Origin of the sequence: Chitinophaga niastensis, from assembly GCF_003014755.1 — a bacterium.
GTDB classification, from domain to species: Bacteria; Bacteroidota; Bacteroidia; order Chitinophagales; family Chitinophagaceae; genus Chitinophaga; species Chitinophaga niastensis.
The window spans coordinates 21,672-38,047 of record NZ_PYAW01000005.1 but is presented as its reverse complement, the minus strand read 5'-3'; the positions used below and the strand labels follow the sequence as shown (position 1 = coordinate 38,047).

Annotated in this window: 17 protein-coding genes; 11 read left to right on the top strand and 6 right to left on the bottom strand. The window is 40.8% G+C overall.

The genetic code is table 11. The features are described from left to right. Positions 1 to 60: 60 nt before the first annotated feature. The 5 genes from CLV51_RS21280 to CLV51_RS21255 all read right to left on the bottom strand — a co-directional run bounded on the left by CLV51_RS21280 (position 61) and on the right by CLV51_RS21255 (position 5,782). Positions 61 to 1,584, bottom strand: a complete 1,524-nt coding sequence (locus tag CLV51_RS21280; RefSeq protein WP_106530113.1) for a serine hydrolase domain-containing protein — start codon at positions 1,582 to 1,584, stop codon at positions 61 to 63. Between the two features lie 502 nt (positions 1,585 to 2,086). Then, entirely contained in the window at positions 2,087 to 2,953 is an 867-nt protein-coding gene (locus CLV51_RS21270; protein ID WP_106530112.1) for an SDR family NAD(P)-dependent oxidoreductase, read from the bottom strand. A gap of 70 nt (positions 2,954 to 3,023) precedes the next feature. Next, the gene (locus CLV51_RS21265) at positions 3,024 to 3,884 is read right to left on the bottom strand and encodes a helix-turn-helix domain-containing protein (RefSeq protein ID WP_106530111.1); all 861 of its coding nucleotides are present in this window, start codon (positions 3,882 to 3,884) and stop codon (positions 3,024 to 3,026) included. 114 nt (positions 3,885 to 3,998) lie between these two features. Beyond that, entirely contained in the window at positions 3,999 to 4,859 is an 861-nt protein-coding gene (locus CLV51_RS21260; RefSeq protein ID WP_106530110.1) for a helix-turn-helix domain-containing protein, read from the bottom strand. A 209-nt stretch (positions 4,860 to 5,068) separates the two neighbouring features. Next, positions 5,069 to 5,782 (bottom strand): alpha/beta hydrolase, encoded by a 714-nt coding sequence (locus CLV51_RS21255; protein ID WP_106530109.1) that lies wholly within the window; start codon positions 5,780 to 5,782, stop codon positions 5,069 to 5,071. A 438-nt stretch (positions 5,783 to 6,220) separates the two neighbouring features. Here CLV51_RS21255 and CLV51_RS21250 point away from each other — a divergent pair, with 438 nt between their 5' ends. From CLV51_RS21250 to CLV51_RS21235, 4 genes are all read left to right on the top strand, one after another. After that, positions 6,221 to 6,412 carry a class I lanthipeptide gene (locus tag CLV51_RS21250; RefSeq protein WP_106530108.1) on the top strand — a complete coding sequence of 64 codons (192 nt, stop codon included), beginning with the start codon at positions 6,221 to 6,223 and terminating at the stop codon, positions 6,410 to 6,412. Positions 6,413 to 6,560: 148 nt separating this feature from the next. Continuing rightward, positions 6,561 to 7,994 carry a S41 family peptidase gene (locus tag CLV51_RS21245; protein ID WP_106530107.1) on the top strand — a complete coding sequence of 478 codons (1,434 nt, stop codon included), beginning with the start codon at positions 6,561 to 6,563 and terminating at the stop codon, positions 7,992 to 7,994. 31 nt (positions 7,995 to 8,025) lie between these two features. Then, positions 8,026 to 9,099, top strand: coding sequence for a sensor histidine kinase (locus tag CLV51_RS21240; protein ID WP_158267094.1), 1,074 nt, complete (start codon positions 8,026 to 8,028; stop codon positions 9,097 to 9,099). A gap of 11 nt (positions 9,100 to 9,110) precedes the next feature. Then, positions 9,111 to 9,833: a LytR/AlgR family response regulator transcription factor gene (locus CLV51_RS21235; protein WP_106530105.1), complete on the top strand. Its 723-nt coding sequence runs from the start codon at positions 9,111 to 9,113 to the stop codon at positions 9,831 to 9,833. Here CLV51_RS21235 and CLV51_RS21230 read toward each other — a convergent pair. Further along, complete coding sequence (locus tag CLV51_RS21230) at positions 9,793 to 10,890, bottom strand: DUF4932 domain-containing protein (protein ID WP_106530104.1); 1,098 nt, start codon at positions 10,888 to 10,890, stop codon at positions 9,793 to 9,795. The genes CLV51_RS21235 and CLV51_RS21230 overlap by 41 nt on opposite strands. Positions 10,891 to 11,076: 186 nt before the next feature. Here CLV51_RS21230 and CLV51_RS21225 point away from each other — a divergent pair, with 186 nt between their 5' ends. The 7 genes from CLV51_RS21225 (at position 11,077) to CLV51_RS21205 (ending at position 16,369) form a co-directional block, all read left to right on the top strand. Then, the gene (locus tag CLV51_RS21225; protein ID WP_106530103.1) at positions 11,077 to 13,272 is read left to right on the top strand and encodes a TonB-dependent receptor domain-containing protein; all 2,196 of its coding nucleotides are present in this window, start codon (positions 11,077 to 11,079) and stop codon (positions 13,270 to 13,272) included. A gap of 75 nt (positions 13,273 to 13,347) precedes the next feature. Next, a complete protein-coding gene (locus CLV51_RS29200; RefSeq protein WP_158267093.1) occupies positions 13,348 to 13,524 on the top strand; it encodes a hypothetical protein in 177 nt (58 codons plus the stop codon). A 104-nt stretch (positions 13,525 to 13,628) separates the two neighbouring features. Beyond that, positions 13,629 to 13,796, top strand: coding sequence for a hypothetical protein (locus tag CLV51_RS29195; RefSeq protein WP_158267092.1), 168 nt, complete (start codon positions 13,629 to 13,631; stop codon positions 13,794 to 13,796). Positions 13,797 to 13,901: 105 nt separating this feature from the next. Then, the gene (locus CLV51_RS21220) at positions 13,902 to 14,087 is read left to right on the top strand and encodes a hypothetical protein (RefSeq protein WP_106530102.1); all 186 of its coding nucleotides are present in this window, start codon (positions 13,902 to 13,904) and stop codon (positions 14,085 to 14,087) included. A gap of 142 nt (positions 14,088 to 14,229) precedes the next feature. Then, on the top strand, positions 14,230 to 15,207 hold the full coding sequence (locus CLV51_RS21215; protein WP_106530101.1) for an ATP-grasp domain-containing protein: 978 nt from the start codon (positions 14,230 to 14,232) through the stop codon (positions 15,205 to 15,207). Between the two features lie 18 nt (positions 15,208 to 15,225). Continuing rightward, positions 15,226 to 15,447: a hypothetical protein gene (locus CLV51_RS21210; RefSeq protein WP_106530100.1), complete on the top strand. Its 222-nt coding sequence runs from the start codon at positions 15,226 to 15,228 to the stop codon at positions 15,445 to 15,447. Continuing rightward, a complete protein-coding gene (locus tag CLV51_RS21205) occupies positions 15,431 to 16,369 on the top strand; it encodes an SPASM domain-containing protein (RefSeq protein ID WP_106530099.1) in 939 nt (312 codons plus the stop codon). The genes CLV51_RS21210 and CLV51_RS21205 overlap by 17 nt, the downstream gene beginning before the upstream one ends. The last annotated feature ends 7 nt before the right edge of the window (positions 16,370 to 16,376 follow it).

The window sequence follows — 16,376 nt, the reverse complement described above, 5'->3', positions numbered from 1 at the left end:
ATGATAGCTGACGAAATGCTTATATCCGGGAAGTGGAAATATACACACTTTGTTCTCTTTTTAATCCATTATTGACACCGGAAAAACTTCATTGATTTTATGGGTCCCTTCCTTAATCAAAACCTCGTTTCCATTATCGCCAATTTTAAAATCAACCAGGTATTTATTAATCTTTGATAGCATATTAAACTCGATTTCAAATTCATTGGTGGCTTTCCAATATCCTCTTAACGCATACAGATGGCCTGAACCGGCATCTTGATAAAATTTATAAGCAGTACCAATTCCTAAAGGATAGATGATGGTTTGTTCCCCGGTTTGCTTTAACATAAGGGATAGATTCCCTTTTTTCCATATAATTTCGGCGCTTTTAATGGCCAAACTGTTCTTTGGGAAAATGATTGCTTTATTAAATAACTTCCCTTTTTCACTAGCAATGGAAATGTACCCGGGCGAATCGATAACCGCTTTTGCCGCTTGAAGTTCCATTTTTTTCAAGCTATTAAAGGCCACCCGATCACTTTTCAATTTTTTATCAGAGTGGAGCGAATTACCAATAATATCACCAATCCGTTCCTTCTCATCCTCATCAAGCCCTCCTGCCGTAATTACGACAATTGCATTGTGTATGGAATCGATATGTAACCTTTGTGTGCCCCTGCCTTCCGCATTGCAGGCATGATCCTTGTCGATCCAAAAACCATAGCCGTAGCCATTTCCGTTTGAAAATACCGTGTTCATCGATTTGGCTTTTTTTACCCAGTCTGCGGAAATAATGGATTTATTATTCCATTTGCCACCGTCTAACAATAGCTGGCCAATTTTAGCAAGATCATGTGGTTTTAGGGCAAGGTCTCCCCAACCGTAATTAATACCCTGATTATTTTTCGACCAATAAAAGGACTTTATCCCTAAATCATTAAAGAGGTATTTTTTAGCAAAATCTTCAGGGGATAATCCAGTTGCCCGGTAAATAATTTCAGCCAGCAAGTAATAATTGCAACTGCAATAAGAGAATTGCTGGGCGGGATTAGCTACAAAAGGAATATCGAAAATAAATTTGGGCCAATTGTTTGATGGAAATAATTCATTGAAGAGACTATCTTCATTTGAAAAGCCGCAATCAAAACCCGACGTCATGGTGAGCAGGTCTTTGATTGATAATATTTCAAACCCCTTACCTGTTAGTTTGATCTCTGGGAAAAATGATGAAACCAATTGATCTTCACTCTTTATATAGCCTTTATCTATGGCTATGCCAATAAGTATGGATGTTATTGATTTGGTACACGATGCTATATCATGCCGTAGATTTGAGCGAAAGGGATAAAAACAGGCATCAAGTACGATCTTCTTATTCCGTACGATTAAAAGGCTGTGAATATTTACTTTTTTTTCTTTCACATAAGTAAATATATCACTTAAGCCTTTTGAGGAAAATCCCTCGTCTTCCGGTGCAGAGAAAGAAAATGTTTCATCCGGAATCTTAGATTTAGAGACCTTTGTTATTTGAGAAAAAATCAGCACTGTTTTAAACAGCAACAGTAGCAACAAAGTAATCCTTTTGTAATGGAAGCTGTGCATAAATAGGAATTTATATATCTATATGGGTGAAGTTAAAAAATTTCCTGGACAGCCGGTTTTGTCACAAATATTAGACGTAATTCCGTCATATTTTTTACTCATTAAGATTTAATAAAAGCCAAAAGGTCGGCATTTATTGTCGCAGCTTCTGTAGTTGGCATTCCGTGAGGAAAACCTGGGTATGAAATAAGTTTTCCATTTTTCAAAAGCTTTACAGCCTTTGCCCCAGTAATTGGAAATGGCACAATCTGGTCATCTTCGCCATGTAGAACAAGTACAGGAACATCCACACTTTTAAGGTCTTCTGTAAAATCTGTTTGCGATTGGCAAGTATTGTATAATGTTGATCACAGCACCAGTGTCGGTTGGTCTAACTAAATATAATAAATAAAGCTGACATGCATTCGATTCAGATATTATTAATTGCTCACGAATTTTAATGTTAACCAGCTGTATTAATGTTTGAATGGTATGGAGTTGCGGCGCCGGTTTCAAACGAGTATCATCTATGATAGTCTATTTCTTTCTGCATGGCTTTTTTGGTCGCATTATCGATCAGTTTTTCCGGTAGTAACGATATTAAAAAGGTCTGGATGGCATGCGGGAGGTAAGGCATAATACTTTTTCTGCCGCAACCAACAATCGCTAAAACATGTTTTGCGTAGGTTGTTGCGTCCGGCCGCATAAATGTAACCGGTTTAGTATTAGTCCCTGTGTTTACACTTCCGGTTATCAAAGAAATTACTTCTATATTTTCCAGTTCCCGGGCAAGCGAAATAGAAAAAGCATTGTTGTATGCTTTTGTGCCTGCATAAATTGCTAAATAGGGTGGTGGAAAAAGGCCGGCATAGGATGAAACATTTAGTATTAATGATGGTTTGCTAAAATGTGGCAATAAGCTACTCGTCAGTTGTGAAGGGAACGCTGTATTGAGTGTAATTGTTTCATCAATTTCTTTGCCTGAAAAATTTTCAAGTGCATTGATCGGGCCGACGCCAACATTATTTACCAGCACCTTTATAGGTAAATGTGCAATTGCCTTAATGTCCATCCAACTACTTTTACTTCCATCATGCAGCAAACAAATGACTTTACACTCCGGGTGGTTTGCTTTGATTTCTGATTCTACAGCCTGTAATTTATTTCGGTTCCTTCCGTGTAAAATGATATTAAAACCATTGTGGGCGAGCGCTATGGCAATGGCTTTTCCAATACCATCAGTAGCACCTGTTACTATGGCGTAAGCATCATTTACCAGATATTTTTTAAGATTTGAACGACGGATATAAGGATGAATGAATCGGATTAACCTATACAAAAGCCATACAGCTGATAATGTACCAATAATAAAAACAATGCTATTTCCCATTCCTTATTTTTATGCAAAATTAGAGATAGGGCTTGTGGCAGGAAATGGATAAAAGGAGGAAGCTATTGGATTATTTGCGGTATTTCATTCGAAATTGTAAGGGTGGCTGACCTTCAGCATTAGAAAAATAACGATTGAAATAAGCGTGATCGTTGAACCCCAACAGGTAGGCGATTTCCTTGATAGAAGTATCCGTTGCGTAAAGCAGCCTTTTAGCTTCCATGATTATGGTTTGTTGTATCCAAAAGCCGACCGTAAAACCTGTAGACAGTTTTACAGCTTCATTCAGATAAGCCGGTGTAATGTTTAAAGTTGCGGCAAAGTCTGCTGTGCTTTTGCACGTTTTAAATTGCTGCAATAGTAGTTGCTTAAATTGTTGTGTTAAAATACGTGTGCGTGGTAAAATTGAATTGCTATTTTCAGATTGATGATAAGCAGATGCAAACATGCCAACACAGGCGCTAATTAAAGAATGTTCAGCCTGAGGAAGGAAATTAAGTTGCCCGTTATTTTCTTTTATTGATGCAATTAATTCAATGCATGTATTGAGCGAAATGTTTGCTATGCCTGAAAGGGTTTGTGGTTTGGGTTGAAAATAATAATTATCAAAAATCACTTTGTAATCATCATTTATATAAGCGCTATCCAAAGTGATCAACCATGCTTCCGTATTTTTATCAACAGACACTCCATAATGAATCTGACCGGGCAATACACATAAGATTACACTCCCTGTTAATTCGATTTCGTTAAAATCAACTACAACGTTACTGCGCCCGCTCCTTTGAAATATAAACAGGTAATGATCATCTCTGCGGTGTGCTGATTTTTTATAGGATGCGACACTATTCTCTGCTTCAATAAATTTTACTATGCTAATTTCCTCGTCGGTTATATCCCTTAATGAATGTGTTGCAATATTATTATTCATTGTTTGAGGTTCGTTTAGAATGATAGCTTATTCGGAAGTATCTATTTTTTAGGCCGGTGGCGTAAAGAACAAACCGCCGGTTTTGCATTCAAGACTTTTAGCAGAAAAAGGTTATTATTTCCCTTCTTGGGAGCCTACCGGCGAATTTCTGAAATCCGAGGGCGATGACCCGGTGTTTTTTTTGAAGAAACTAGAGAAATAAGACACGTCTTCAAATCCGAGCTCAAAAGTGATGTGTTTTATCGATCTGTCGGTATAACATAAAAGCCGTTTAGCCTCCACCGTGATCCTTTCCTGTATGATTTGCGAAGGCGTTTTTTGGTTGAAAATCGCAAAAAGATTGGATAAGGTTTTGGGTGACTTACAGAGTTGCTCCGCATAAAAACTAACGGAGTGTTCGGATTTGAAATTTGCTTCAACAAGCAGGTTGTACTTTCGGATAATATGAAACCTTTCGTCGGGAAGTTTTTTGATTGGCGCATACCCGGACTTAGCCAACCGGGTTACATAGATGATCAGCCGCTTGAGTAGCACCAGGAGCATTTCATTCTGGATATGGTCCGAGGTCTTGAATTCCTCAACGAAAACATCCGATAGCAGCTGTAACTTTTGCTGAGCCTGGTCGTTTAGCTTAACAAACAAATGATCTGTACTGCTAAACAGGAACCCGACACAACTCACTTCGCTATCGTGATCGATAATGCAGTAAAATTCCCGGTTAAATTGCCAGGCAACGATGCCTGCGGAATTTTCAAAGCTAAAAGACTGGTTAAACAGGAGCGTCAGCAGAGAATTGGCCGGGAATTCATATTCAGCGCCGTCGATGGTAACGGTCTGGCTTTCCGCCGGGTTCCATGCGATCGTAAAGTACTTATTGAACCGGTCTCTGGTAAAAAATAACCTGTCAAACCCCGCTTCTTCCTTAAAAAGCAGCAATTCTCCTCCTGTATTTTCCTCTCTTAGTTTAAGCCTCATTATTGATTAAATAATTATTAGCGAATACAGCGCAGCCACCGGGATAGCGCCGCCGGATGATCACTCAAAATACAAAAGAAGCATCGAAGCCCAAAGTTTAAGTTCCACCATTCCGGCTATTTTAGTGTACCCTTCCCGGTCCTGTAAAGTACTAAACCCCATTTACCGATTGCAGCAAATGGGGTCTAAGGTATAATCGAAGATCCCGGCTATTTGATAGACACCTCTTGCGCTGCTGCTGCAATAACAGCGGCTACTTTCTGCGGCTGTGAGATGTAAACGGCGTGACTGCCTTTGATCTCGGTAACCCTGGTGTTGGAGCGTTTGTACATATTACGCTGGATTTCGGGATTGATGCTTTTATCCTCAGTAGCTACAATACCGTATGCTGGTTTGGTTCTCCATGCGGCGTCTGTGATTGGGGTCACAAAGCATTTGGCAAAAAACGCACCGTGTGATGCATACATGAACGCTGCTTCTTCTTTGCTCAGATCACCGCAGAAACCAGCGTGGAACTTTTCTTTATCATAGTAAACGATACCCTTATCATCGGGAGGCAGCACCCCGTTCTCAGGAGCAGGTTCGGCGGTCTGGAACCATTGCAGCGCGGACTCGTCATTATTCGGCTGGAAGGCAGCGATATAAACCAATCCGGCAACTTTCGGGTGGTTTCCGGCCTGGGTGATAACAGCGCCGCCCCATGAGTGACCGGCAAGGATAGTAGGGCCATCCTGGGCGTCCAGCGCCAGCTTTGTTGTTGCCACATCATCCTCCAGGGAAGTCAATGGGTTTTGTACAACAGTTACATGGTAACCCTGTTTGGTAAGGGCTTCATAAACGCCCTTGTAACCGGAACCGTCCGCGAAGGCGCCGTGTACTAATACCACATTCTTTACCGCTTGCTTATTTGCTAGATTTTCCATTTTGTTTGATTTTGAAGTTTTTGTTTTTGTTAACGATACAAAGATGCAGTCAAAACATGGCGAAGGTTATTAACGGAATTCCCGATTAGTTGTGATTATTTCCCTTTTTTGAAATTCCCGGCTGCGTTTTCCGCCGAAACAACAAAGGTGGACATGGCGCAGGTGCAGCAAATTTGCACTGATATTTCATTGATGGTACAAATAATATTTTTAAACTATTCAAGCTAATGATGATATTCTCCCTGTTGTTGCCTTCCTCATTACCATTAAGGTTATAATGAACAAAGGAACATTCATAAGAATAATGCTAATCCTGTAAACGGTACCGCCAAAATGATAAACCATACAATATAATTGTTCCGCAAAACCCCTTTCAATAGTTTCGTTTCATCAACACAAGCCAAATAATTTAATCCTGATTCTTAAAACTTGTATAGCATGAAAAAGAAAACTAAAATCCTTGAAAAAAAACTCTCCCTTGGTAAAATCAACATCGCTGATTTAACCCAACATCAGATGTATCATATTCGTGGAGGCCAGGCTGTCTACAATAACGGAGGAGCCGGTAACGACGGCGATTCCTTTGGTTGTGTACCTACCCGCACCACCCGCAGGAGGCCTACACATTGAATAACAAAAACCAATCATTTGATTTCTCTTTTAGCCGGCCAATGCTTAAATTAGCCTGAATGAACCGTTATTAAGTTAACCCTTAATAATCCGTTAACGATGAAGAGGCATCCAATGCCTTACCTGCTAAACCCATTAAATTAAAAAGATGCTTAAAAGAGTGGTACTGATATTATATTTCACAGCTGCGGGTTTTGCAGCGTCATCACAGCAATGTGATTGCAGCAATAACTTCGACTCCCTTGTGAAACAGGTAACGGCAAACTACCCCGGATTCCACGACAAAGTTACCGCTGCCCGCCAGGCCTCCTTCTACAAATTTACAGATAGCTTGCGCAAGCTGGCTACCCGCGCAGAAAATGGAACTTGTTATCAATTAATGGGGGAATGGATCAATTTTTTTAACGATCAACACCTGAGCGTTGTCATTAACCAGGACGCTGGTAGTGCACCGTTCATCAGGTCCTTATTCTCTGATGAAGAACACATTACTATCAATGCAGATTCACTCCTGAGATATTATGCACAACCCGCCCCTGCACAAAATCCGATAGAAGGAATATGGGAAATGGAAGACGGCAATTATAAGGTGGCTATTATCCGCCTCCCGGATTCAAATACCTATGCCGGCGTAGTGATGAAGTCTGACAGTGTTTTTTGGCTCCCCGGACAAATTAAATTTAAAATCAGCCCAACACACAACAATAAATACCACGTTGTATTTAAAAAAAGAAGCCATGAAAATGAAGTGTCAGATATAATATTACGGCCGGAAACCGGTATCCTGGAAATGAGCGACAGCCGCTGGATAAAAATCCTGCCCGCAACCGCAGGACAGCCACCGGTTAATAACTCAGCACTGCCACCTTTTTATTTTAAACAACTGGACAACCAAACAAATGTACTCCGGATATCCAGTTTCGCACTCGACTACAAAGAACTGATCGACAGCCTGATCTCCAATAACCTGGACCTCATTACAAAAACCCCCTATCTCATCCTGGATCTGAGGGATAACTTAGGGGGCTTTAATATGTCCTTTGAAAAGATTTTACCAATCCTGTATACCAACCCGGTCGTTTCTTCCGGAACCAGTATTCTCGCCACACCCGAAAATATAGCCCTTTACGAAGGAATGCTCAGCGACAAAAACATACTGCCCGACGGAAAAGAAAAAATAATGACACTCATACAGCAACTAAAAGAAAAGAAAAATAATTACCTGGTTGAAAAAGATGAAATCTATAAACAGGCACACATCTATAAATACCCGGAGAAAATAGCTGTTATCATGAATGAAAAATGCGCCAGCGCAACAGAACAACTAATCCTGAAAGCCAAACAGAGTAAAAAATGTATAATGATGGGACACCGCTCTGCCGGCATTATAGATTATACCAACATAGTAGGCCCAAGAGAACTGCCATGCAGCTATTTTCAGCTGTATTGCCCTACTGCCAAAAGCAACCGGCTACCGGAACATCCGATAGACAATATAGGGATCGCACCGGATTTTGCTATCCTGGACAATGGAACAGACTGGATCACGATTGCTGCAAAACACCTTCATAATAATCACTAACAAAAGTTGCCCCCCCAGCCAGAAGAATAACATGGGAAAATACAGACAATACCCGCCGATTACCATCCTGGTGCATTTCATTGTATGGACACTATATGCATCAGTGACCCTATTGGTATATGCCAGTTCGTCCTCCCATCCCAAAATCGTAATTTATGAAACAATAGAAACTTTCTTTATTTGCGCAGCTATCTTTTATACCAACTCCGATTTCTTTTTACCCGTTTTCTTCGAAAAAAAGGAATATGTAAAATATACTATCTGCATCATCATTTCATTCCTGGTACACCTGGGCATCCGCTACCTGTTCGCTTATTACATTGATCCGTTTGTTATGGGCAGCCCATCTACGGTAGTAGATATGAATTTCACCAGCTTCACCATCATCAGCACATGGTGGTGGTTTCAGGCCACCCTGTTTTCATTCGGTTACTGGTTTTCAAAAGTATCCATCAAGCGGGAACAGGAAGTAAGTATGGTAAGAGATGAAATGACTATAAAAGAAACTGAACAGCTAAAGCTACGGCAGGAAAAGCTTGAACTGGAAAACGCATTTCTGAGAACACAGATCAACCCGCATTTTCTGTTCAATACACTCGGGTATTTTTATAATAAAGTTTCCGATACACACCCGGATGTAGCGGAAGGAATAGTAGCCCTTACCAATATTATGCGGTCTTCTATCAGTAAAAAAACACATGATGGCCTTGTATCACTGGAAGAAGAAGTGGAAAACATAGAATACCTGATCAGTATATACCGGATGCGGTACAATAACAAAGTGTATATTCTGTTTAACAAAGCAGGAGAATACAATCTGAGGATTATGCCCCATATACTAATTACACTCGTGGAAAATGCCTTTAAACACGGTGACCTCCACGATCCTGCCAACCCGCTGATCATCTGCCTGGACATACAAGATAAGGATATCAACTTCCACATCCATAACAAAAAACGTTTTGGACCTAAAGAAATATCCAGTGGTGTAGGATTACAGTACGTAGCAAAACACCTGGAACTGATGTATCCCGGCAATTACCATTTTAACATTGACAACAAGGAGTATTTATACACTGTTAACCTCCACCTGAAAACAAATTAAATACCTGTGCTATGATTAACTGCTATATTATAGACGACGAACAACATTCAATAGACTTACTGGAAAAATACGTAACCCAAACGCCTTTCCTCAAACTGGCCGGCAGCTCCACCAATGCGCTGGAAGCACTGAAAGCCATCAGCGCAGGCAATATCAAACTCATCTTTCTCGACATCCATATGCCTGAAATCTCTGGTATCGACCTGCTAAAGATTGTAGGCGGCACTTCCCGCGTTATCCTGACCACTGCCTACAGTGAGTACGCATTTGACGGATTTGAACTGGATGTAATAGATTACTTACTCAAACCTATTACCCAACAACGCTTCCTGAAAGCTACACAGAAAGCACTCATCTATTTTCAGTCTACCGAAACAGAGGCCATAGAACCCCCTGCCCTAAACTACATTTTTGTTAAGGCAGAACATAAAGGAAAACAGATAAAGATAAATTTTGAAGACGTGGAATATGTGGAAGGCATCAAAAACTATGTGGCTTTCCATTGCCATAAAGAAAAAGTGCTGGCGCTCATGAACATGAAAGACCTGGAAAACACACTCCCTAAAAACAATTTTGCCCGTATCCACAATTCATTTATCATCTCCCTCAACCGCATCACTTCTGTGGAAGGTAACCAGGTTATATTACGAAAGAGAGATAACACCACTGTAAATATCCCTATCGGAATAACTTTTAAGACCGCCTTCTTTGACCTGATAAACCTGCGGAAGTAGTGGCTGCCAACTGCTCAAACCAGGCCATTATCCGGGGGTAAAATTCCTGAATGGTATGATACTTATTTCTTTCAGCCGCATACTTCCCCAATAACTCATATAAACCAGGCATATACCGGTATTTGCGTGCCTGTCCGCTGCATTCCATTTCACCAGCCACCACTCCATCCCTGCGCGCCAATATACCAGCTACGCAAGCCCTCACCAATAACTCTTCCATTTCATTCTCCCACTCCTGTTCTTCATATTTTTCTCCGTCAGCAGATTCCAGGAAAATGCGCCGCACCGCAAATAAACGTGAACGGTAACGTACCAGGAAATCATGCAGGAAAACATGACTGCATTCATGTGCAATTACATTTAGCGGCGGACTAAAACGCACCATACTGTCGTCCGTCAGATTATCCGTAGAATCAGTAATGTAGCCAATACGCATCATGCAGGCTTCTTTGTATTTCCCATCCTGCAACGGAATAGCGTTATTGCCAATATTATTCAACAGATCAGGGAAGATAACAACCCGCTTCACCTGATGATTCCCATAAAACGCCTGTACATCACGTAGAATACCACTGTTAACAATGGCAGCCTTTCCATCTGCTTCCACTTTTTTATAGCGCCCTTTTTGCTCCTGCATAAATTCACCCGCCCTGCTGTCTTTATAAAATGTATTCACTTTATCCAGTAATACCTGCAACGTAGTACCGTTCTTTACATAAGAAAATTCCATTTTTGCGACCGGCTTTAATACAGGTGTATCTGATAAAAATATGCCCAGTGAAGGCATATCATAACCATCCCAATTACTTAGTTTCCTATACCACATCAACGCAGGATGTGCATCATACGGCCCAAAATGTTGTTTTACCGCTTTATAATAAACAGATGGAGAAGGACGCTCATCAGCATCCAGCGAATCTTTTAAAGCAAGGAAATAAAAAATGCTAAGCGCCTCAAAGCGGGGATCTATTTTTACGTCAACGGCTATATGATCCTGTGCCTGTAAACGATTTAAAGTCAGTATGACTAACAATAAGGGTATAACAACATGTTTCACGGGAGTACATTTTGGTTATCCAAATATATCAAAATATTTTTCTTTACTACCATCCGAATAATAACAACAGGATTTCATTTTTCTTTCTATAACTGATATCTGTCCCTATAAAATGCAAATACGTGTAATGATTTTTTTTTGAGATGCTTCATTTTTCATCTTTACATCATCAAAATAATTATTAACATGAATAAGCATTTAAAAGTATCATACCTCATATATAGTTGTATCGGCATTTTGCTGAATGTTATTCAAACGGCAGCTGCACAGGAAATGCAGCAACAAACCCTGAAGGAAGTAAATGTAAATGCAAAAACGATCATATTAAAAAGAGAAGCGGACAGACTGATAGTAAATGTTGAGAAAAGCGCAAAAGCATCCGGCGAAAATGTTTACGAACTGCTGAAAGATCTGCCCGGCGTAATTGTAACAGGAGAAGACAATGTAAGCATCAGCGGCAAAACAGGTATCTCCTTCATGATCGATGGAAAAAAAGTAATGCTGTCCGGAGATCAGCTAAAAAACATGCTTAAAAATACTTACTCCGACAATATCCGGCAAATCGAAATCATTTATACACCACCGGCAAAGTATGATGCAGAAGGTGCTGGCGGCATGATCAATATAGTTACCAAAAAAAATGTGGAGCAAGGATATAGCGGTACTTTTTTCACCAGGTACTCACAGGGAAAATACGGTTCATACGGAGCAGGCGCAAATCTCAGCAGCAGAATAAATAAAGTTACTTACCTGCTGAACATGGATTATTACAACTCCGCTTATTTTTCACAAGGTACAGAAAACAGACGCTTTGATACAAAAGGTATTGCTACTGAATTCCGGCAACAGAGCTACGACAAGGCTAATGCCAGCGGCCCTTCTGTAAAGGCAGGAATAGACTGGAAAATAAATGCGCAACATACGGCAGGGTTTTCTGTAGACGGGAATTTTTCCCGTAAAAACAACCCCTACACAGCTGTAACAGATGTAGCAACCATTAAAACCGGCAGCATCGATTCCTCATTTAATACCAACAACCAACTTGGCAATAAGTATAGTAACCTCAACGGCAGCCTTTATTATACACTACAACTGGATACTTCCGGACAAAGCCTGGCATTCAGTTACGATATTTCACATTTCGATGACCGGCAGGATCTCAGCTACAGAACAGACTTTTACAATAATACCGGAAAAATATACAGAGATGCTGCGATACTGAGTGGCTATAACCCCATCCGGATTAATATACACGTGCTGAAATTGGATTATACGGTCAACAAAGCAGGATATACAATCGAAACAGGTGCCAAAAGCAGTTTTATTAACACCTGCAACGACATAAAATATGCAAGCCCCGTTAATGGCATAATGAAACCAGATGCAACCCGGAGTAATAATTTTGACTATCATGAACGTATAAACGCAGCATATCTATCAGTAAAAAAAGAATGGAAAAAATTTAGCTTTCAGGCCGGCCTTCGTGGCGAACACACCAACACCAGCGGTAATTCCATTACACTGAATAATATTGTTTCCCGGAATTACTTTCAGCTATTCCCAAGCATATTCCTGCAACAGCAACTATCTCCGGATCATACACTGAACCTGTCCTACAGCCGGAGAATAACCCGCCCGGATTATAACAGCTTCAATCCTTTTGAGTTCTACTTCGACCCATACTCACTCACCAGGGGTAATCCATATCTCAACCCGGAATTTGCCAATTCGTTTGAGCTGTCTTACACCTTCCGGTCCAAATACATGCTCTCTTTAGGATACACAGCGTCCACCAATGTTATCAGCGATATTTCCCATCTCAACGACAGCACAAAAATACTGGAATACGTTCCCGTAAACCTCGACAGCAAACATAACCTAAGCCTTCATCTGCTGGTACCGGTAAGCATATCCCCCTGGTGGGAAACAGAAAACAGCTTTACCCTATACAATAACCGGTTCAATTCAGGGCTATCCGGCACTATATTAAACAGATCACAGACCAGCTGGAAGATAACGCTCAACAACACTTTTACAATAGATAAGAAAACAAACGTGCAATTAATGGGAACTTATACTTCCGCTTACCTGCAGGACATCTCTTCGTTTGAACCTGCCGGCAGCATATCGCTGGCAATAAAAAGATATGTGCTTAACCATAACGGAACTATAAAACTCAGTGCCACCGATCTTTTCATGACTGATAAAAGCAGGGGATTTATACACTTCGATAACCAGGATATCCGCTTTTACCAGTTTTATGACTCGCGTAAACTCACACTCACCTTTACACTAAACCTCCGCAAAGGTACCCGCTTCTCCGGCAGGGAAAAAGAAGCAGGAAACGAAGAAGAAACAAACCGGGTATCCATCGGTAAATAAGAAATCATTTGTACAAAGATAAGGGGAAGCCGAAAACCTTTCAGAGTAGGCACTAATCAATAAATCTTAACAAAAATGGAAAATCTGAAAAAGAACCTCGAGTCCATCGAAAAATTCGAAACCGTTAATCAGGAAGAACTGAACCTGATCAAAGGCGGTATAGAAATGACTGCAGCCGGAGATTCAACTAAAAATGATTCTACCTCACAGGACAGCAAAAAGCATGATCACTTTCCTCCCGGAAAAGGCTGAGAAAACTGACGGCAAACAAACATGACCGGGAATAACTCCATGGTTTCACACGGGGAAGCTGAAAACCGCTTAGAGTAGGCATCAATCAATAAGTCATAACAAAAATGAAAAATCTGAAAAAGAACCTCGAAACAATCGAAAAATTCGAAGCTATCAATCAGGAAGAACTGAACCTGATCAAAGGCGGTACAGAAATGACGGCAGCCGATTCAACTAAAAATGATTCTACCTCACAGGACAGCAAAAAGCATGACACCTTCGGACACCCCTGAGAAAAGGGAAACTGACGGCAAACAACAACACCTGGACTAACGCCATGGTATAACACGGGATAGCCGAAAACCGCATAGAGTAGGCATCAATAAATCTCAACAGAAATGAAAAATCTGAAAAAAAACCTCGAATCCATCGAAAAATTCGAAGCGGTTAATCAGGAAGAGCTGAACCTGATCAAAGGCGGTTTAGAAGAAGCTGCAGCCGGAGATTCAACTAAAAATGATTCTAATACACAGGACAGCAAAAAGCATGATCATTTTGGTCCTCCTTCTAAACCCGCACTGTAGTGATATTTCAGCCTTCATAAACATGGAGGTGTAGAAAATCGCATGCGTCAAAAAAAGAAAAATAGAGAGCATGCGTCAATGGTTACACCATGCTCTCATTTTTCTTTACACATTGGTATTCATCTTTATAATATTGTTATCAATGATACTCATCTTAAGCTTCAGGCAATATGAACAGGGCACAGATCCCGTTATAGACTGGCTCTATGCCAGGAAAGCAAATTTCATCCGGATCTCCAGCCAGGATATTATCGGCAGGGAAAACAGGTATGATCTGAATGTAAACGAAGGCAGTCTTGTTATTAATGGCATACAGATAAACCTGGATGAAGTAAAAGTGATCTGGGACAGAAGATGGCAGGATTCCGGCCTGATACTGAACAATTATCCGGAAAATGAATGGCCTTATGAACAACTGATATTTGAGCATGATCATGAAATTAATTACCTCACCAATTACCTGCATGAATGTTTCAAGGATAAAATATGGCTCAGTAGCCCGTTCCATGAAGTCAACAAACTTTCTATGCTGAAAGACGCTGCTGCTGCAGGTTTAAATGTACCCGCGTCGGCAGTGATCAATAACAAACAAGACCTGCTAGCCTTCTTTCACCGCTGCCACAATAATATTATCAGCAAACCAATTCATCACTCACACTATTTTGTAAGTGAAGAATATGTATACAGCGTTTATACCAACACATTCAACACATACGAAGCCATAGAAAGTTTACCGGAAAAATTCTTCCCCACCCTTTTCCAGGAAAGGATCTGCGGCGAAATAGAGATCCGTTGCTTTTACCTCGACGGGCAATTTTACCCGATGGCCATATTAACAGACCAGGAAAGCAAAGAGGAAACAGATATCAAGCTGAGCTTCGGACTTAGCACCACCAAATGGGTACCCTATCAGTTACCCCGTTCATTGGAAATAAAACTGGAAAAACTATTACGGACTACCGATAACAATACCGGATCTATTGATCTCATTAAAACAACATCAGGAGCATACTATTTTATAGAAGTAAACACCGGCGGACAATACAATGCCCCCGGCTTCAGAGGCAATTATTATCTCGAAGAAAAAATTGCAGACTGGCTCATTACACATTCCTGTTAATCTGTCAAATTATTAAGCATGAAAAAAAGGATCTCCATATTCCCTGAAGAAGTGCTGGAAGAACTTTCCGTTAACTATAGATATATGGTACAGGAACTTGCAAACAAACAGGGAGAGCTAAACCTGGGCCAGCGCTTTTCTACCAGCGATATTCACCGGACCTCCGATTATATGACGGTACGGTTGTATAAACCCATTTCTAACATTTATTTATCTGAAAAAGATGAAGACCTACTTTAAGCTATATGCATATAATATACCCGTAAAGGGCGCCAGCAGGGCAGCCATTTACAATCTGCAATTCAAACGCATCCGCCTGATCCCGGTATCCCTGTACGAAATATTGCAGGAAACAGCACAACACCCATATGAAGAAATCCGGTCTTTTTACGAAGGAGATGACCAGCAAACCTTCGACAGCTACTTTGAATTACTGCAGGCAGAAGGCCTGGGATTTTTCACAACAACGCCGGAGTGTTTTCCTAAAATGTCGCTGGAATGGAAGTATCCCGGTTTGCTGCAATCCTGTGTGCTGGAATATCCATTCATAAAAGACAATACAACCTCACTAATCCCCCACCTGGCTGCAATGGGGTGCCGGTTTATGGAAGTACAACTGCACACTTATTCAGCTGCAATGCTGGAAAAACTGCTCAACAGCGCCAATGGCACCATATTCAGATGCATCAACCTGGTGATAGATTATCACCCGGATATGAAAGAAGATTTTCTGATCAGTCTTATAGACAGGTACCGGAAAATCGGCAAGATACATATCTACAACGCCCCGCAATCAGGGAAACAGGCAGGAGGTAACATTATATATTCAGTAAGAGGGATAAACAATATTTTTCCATTAAACAGTTACCACGTTAACCTTAGTTTTTTCACGGAATCACTTTCCTACAATACCTACTACAATAAAAAAGTTTGTATTTCCAGGAACGGAGACATCAAAAACTGTTTATCCCACGCACAGAGCTTTGGTAATGTTAATACAGACGATATAGCAGCAATAGTGAACAGTAAAGAATTTCAGCAGCTATGGCACGTATCTCCCGACAAGATCACAGATCTGCGGGATTCAGAAATGAGATATGCCATTTACACCACCGCAGCGTTGCAACAAAACAACGACGGTACTTACAGTATCACCCGATAAACCAGGT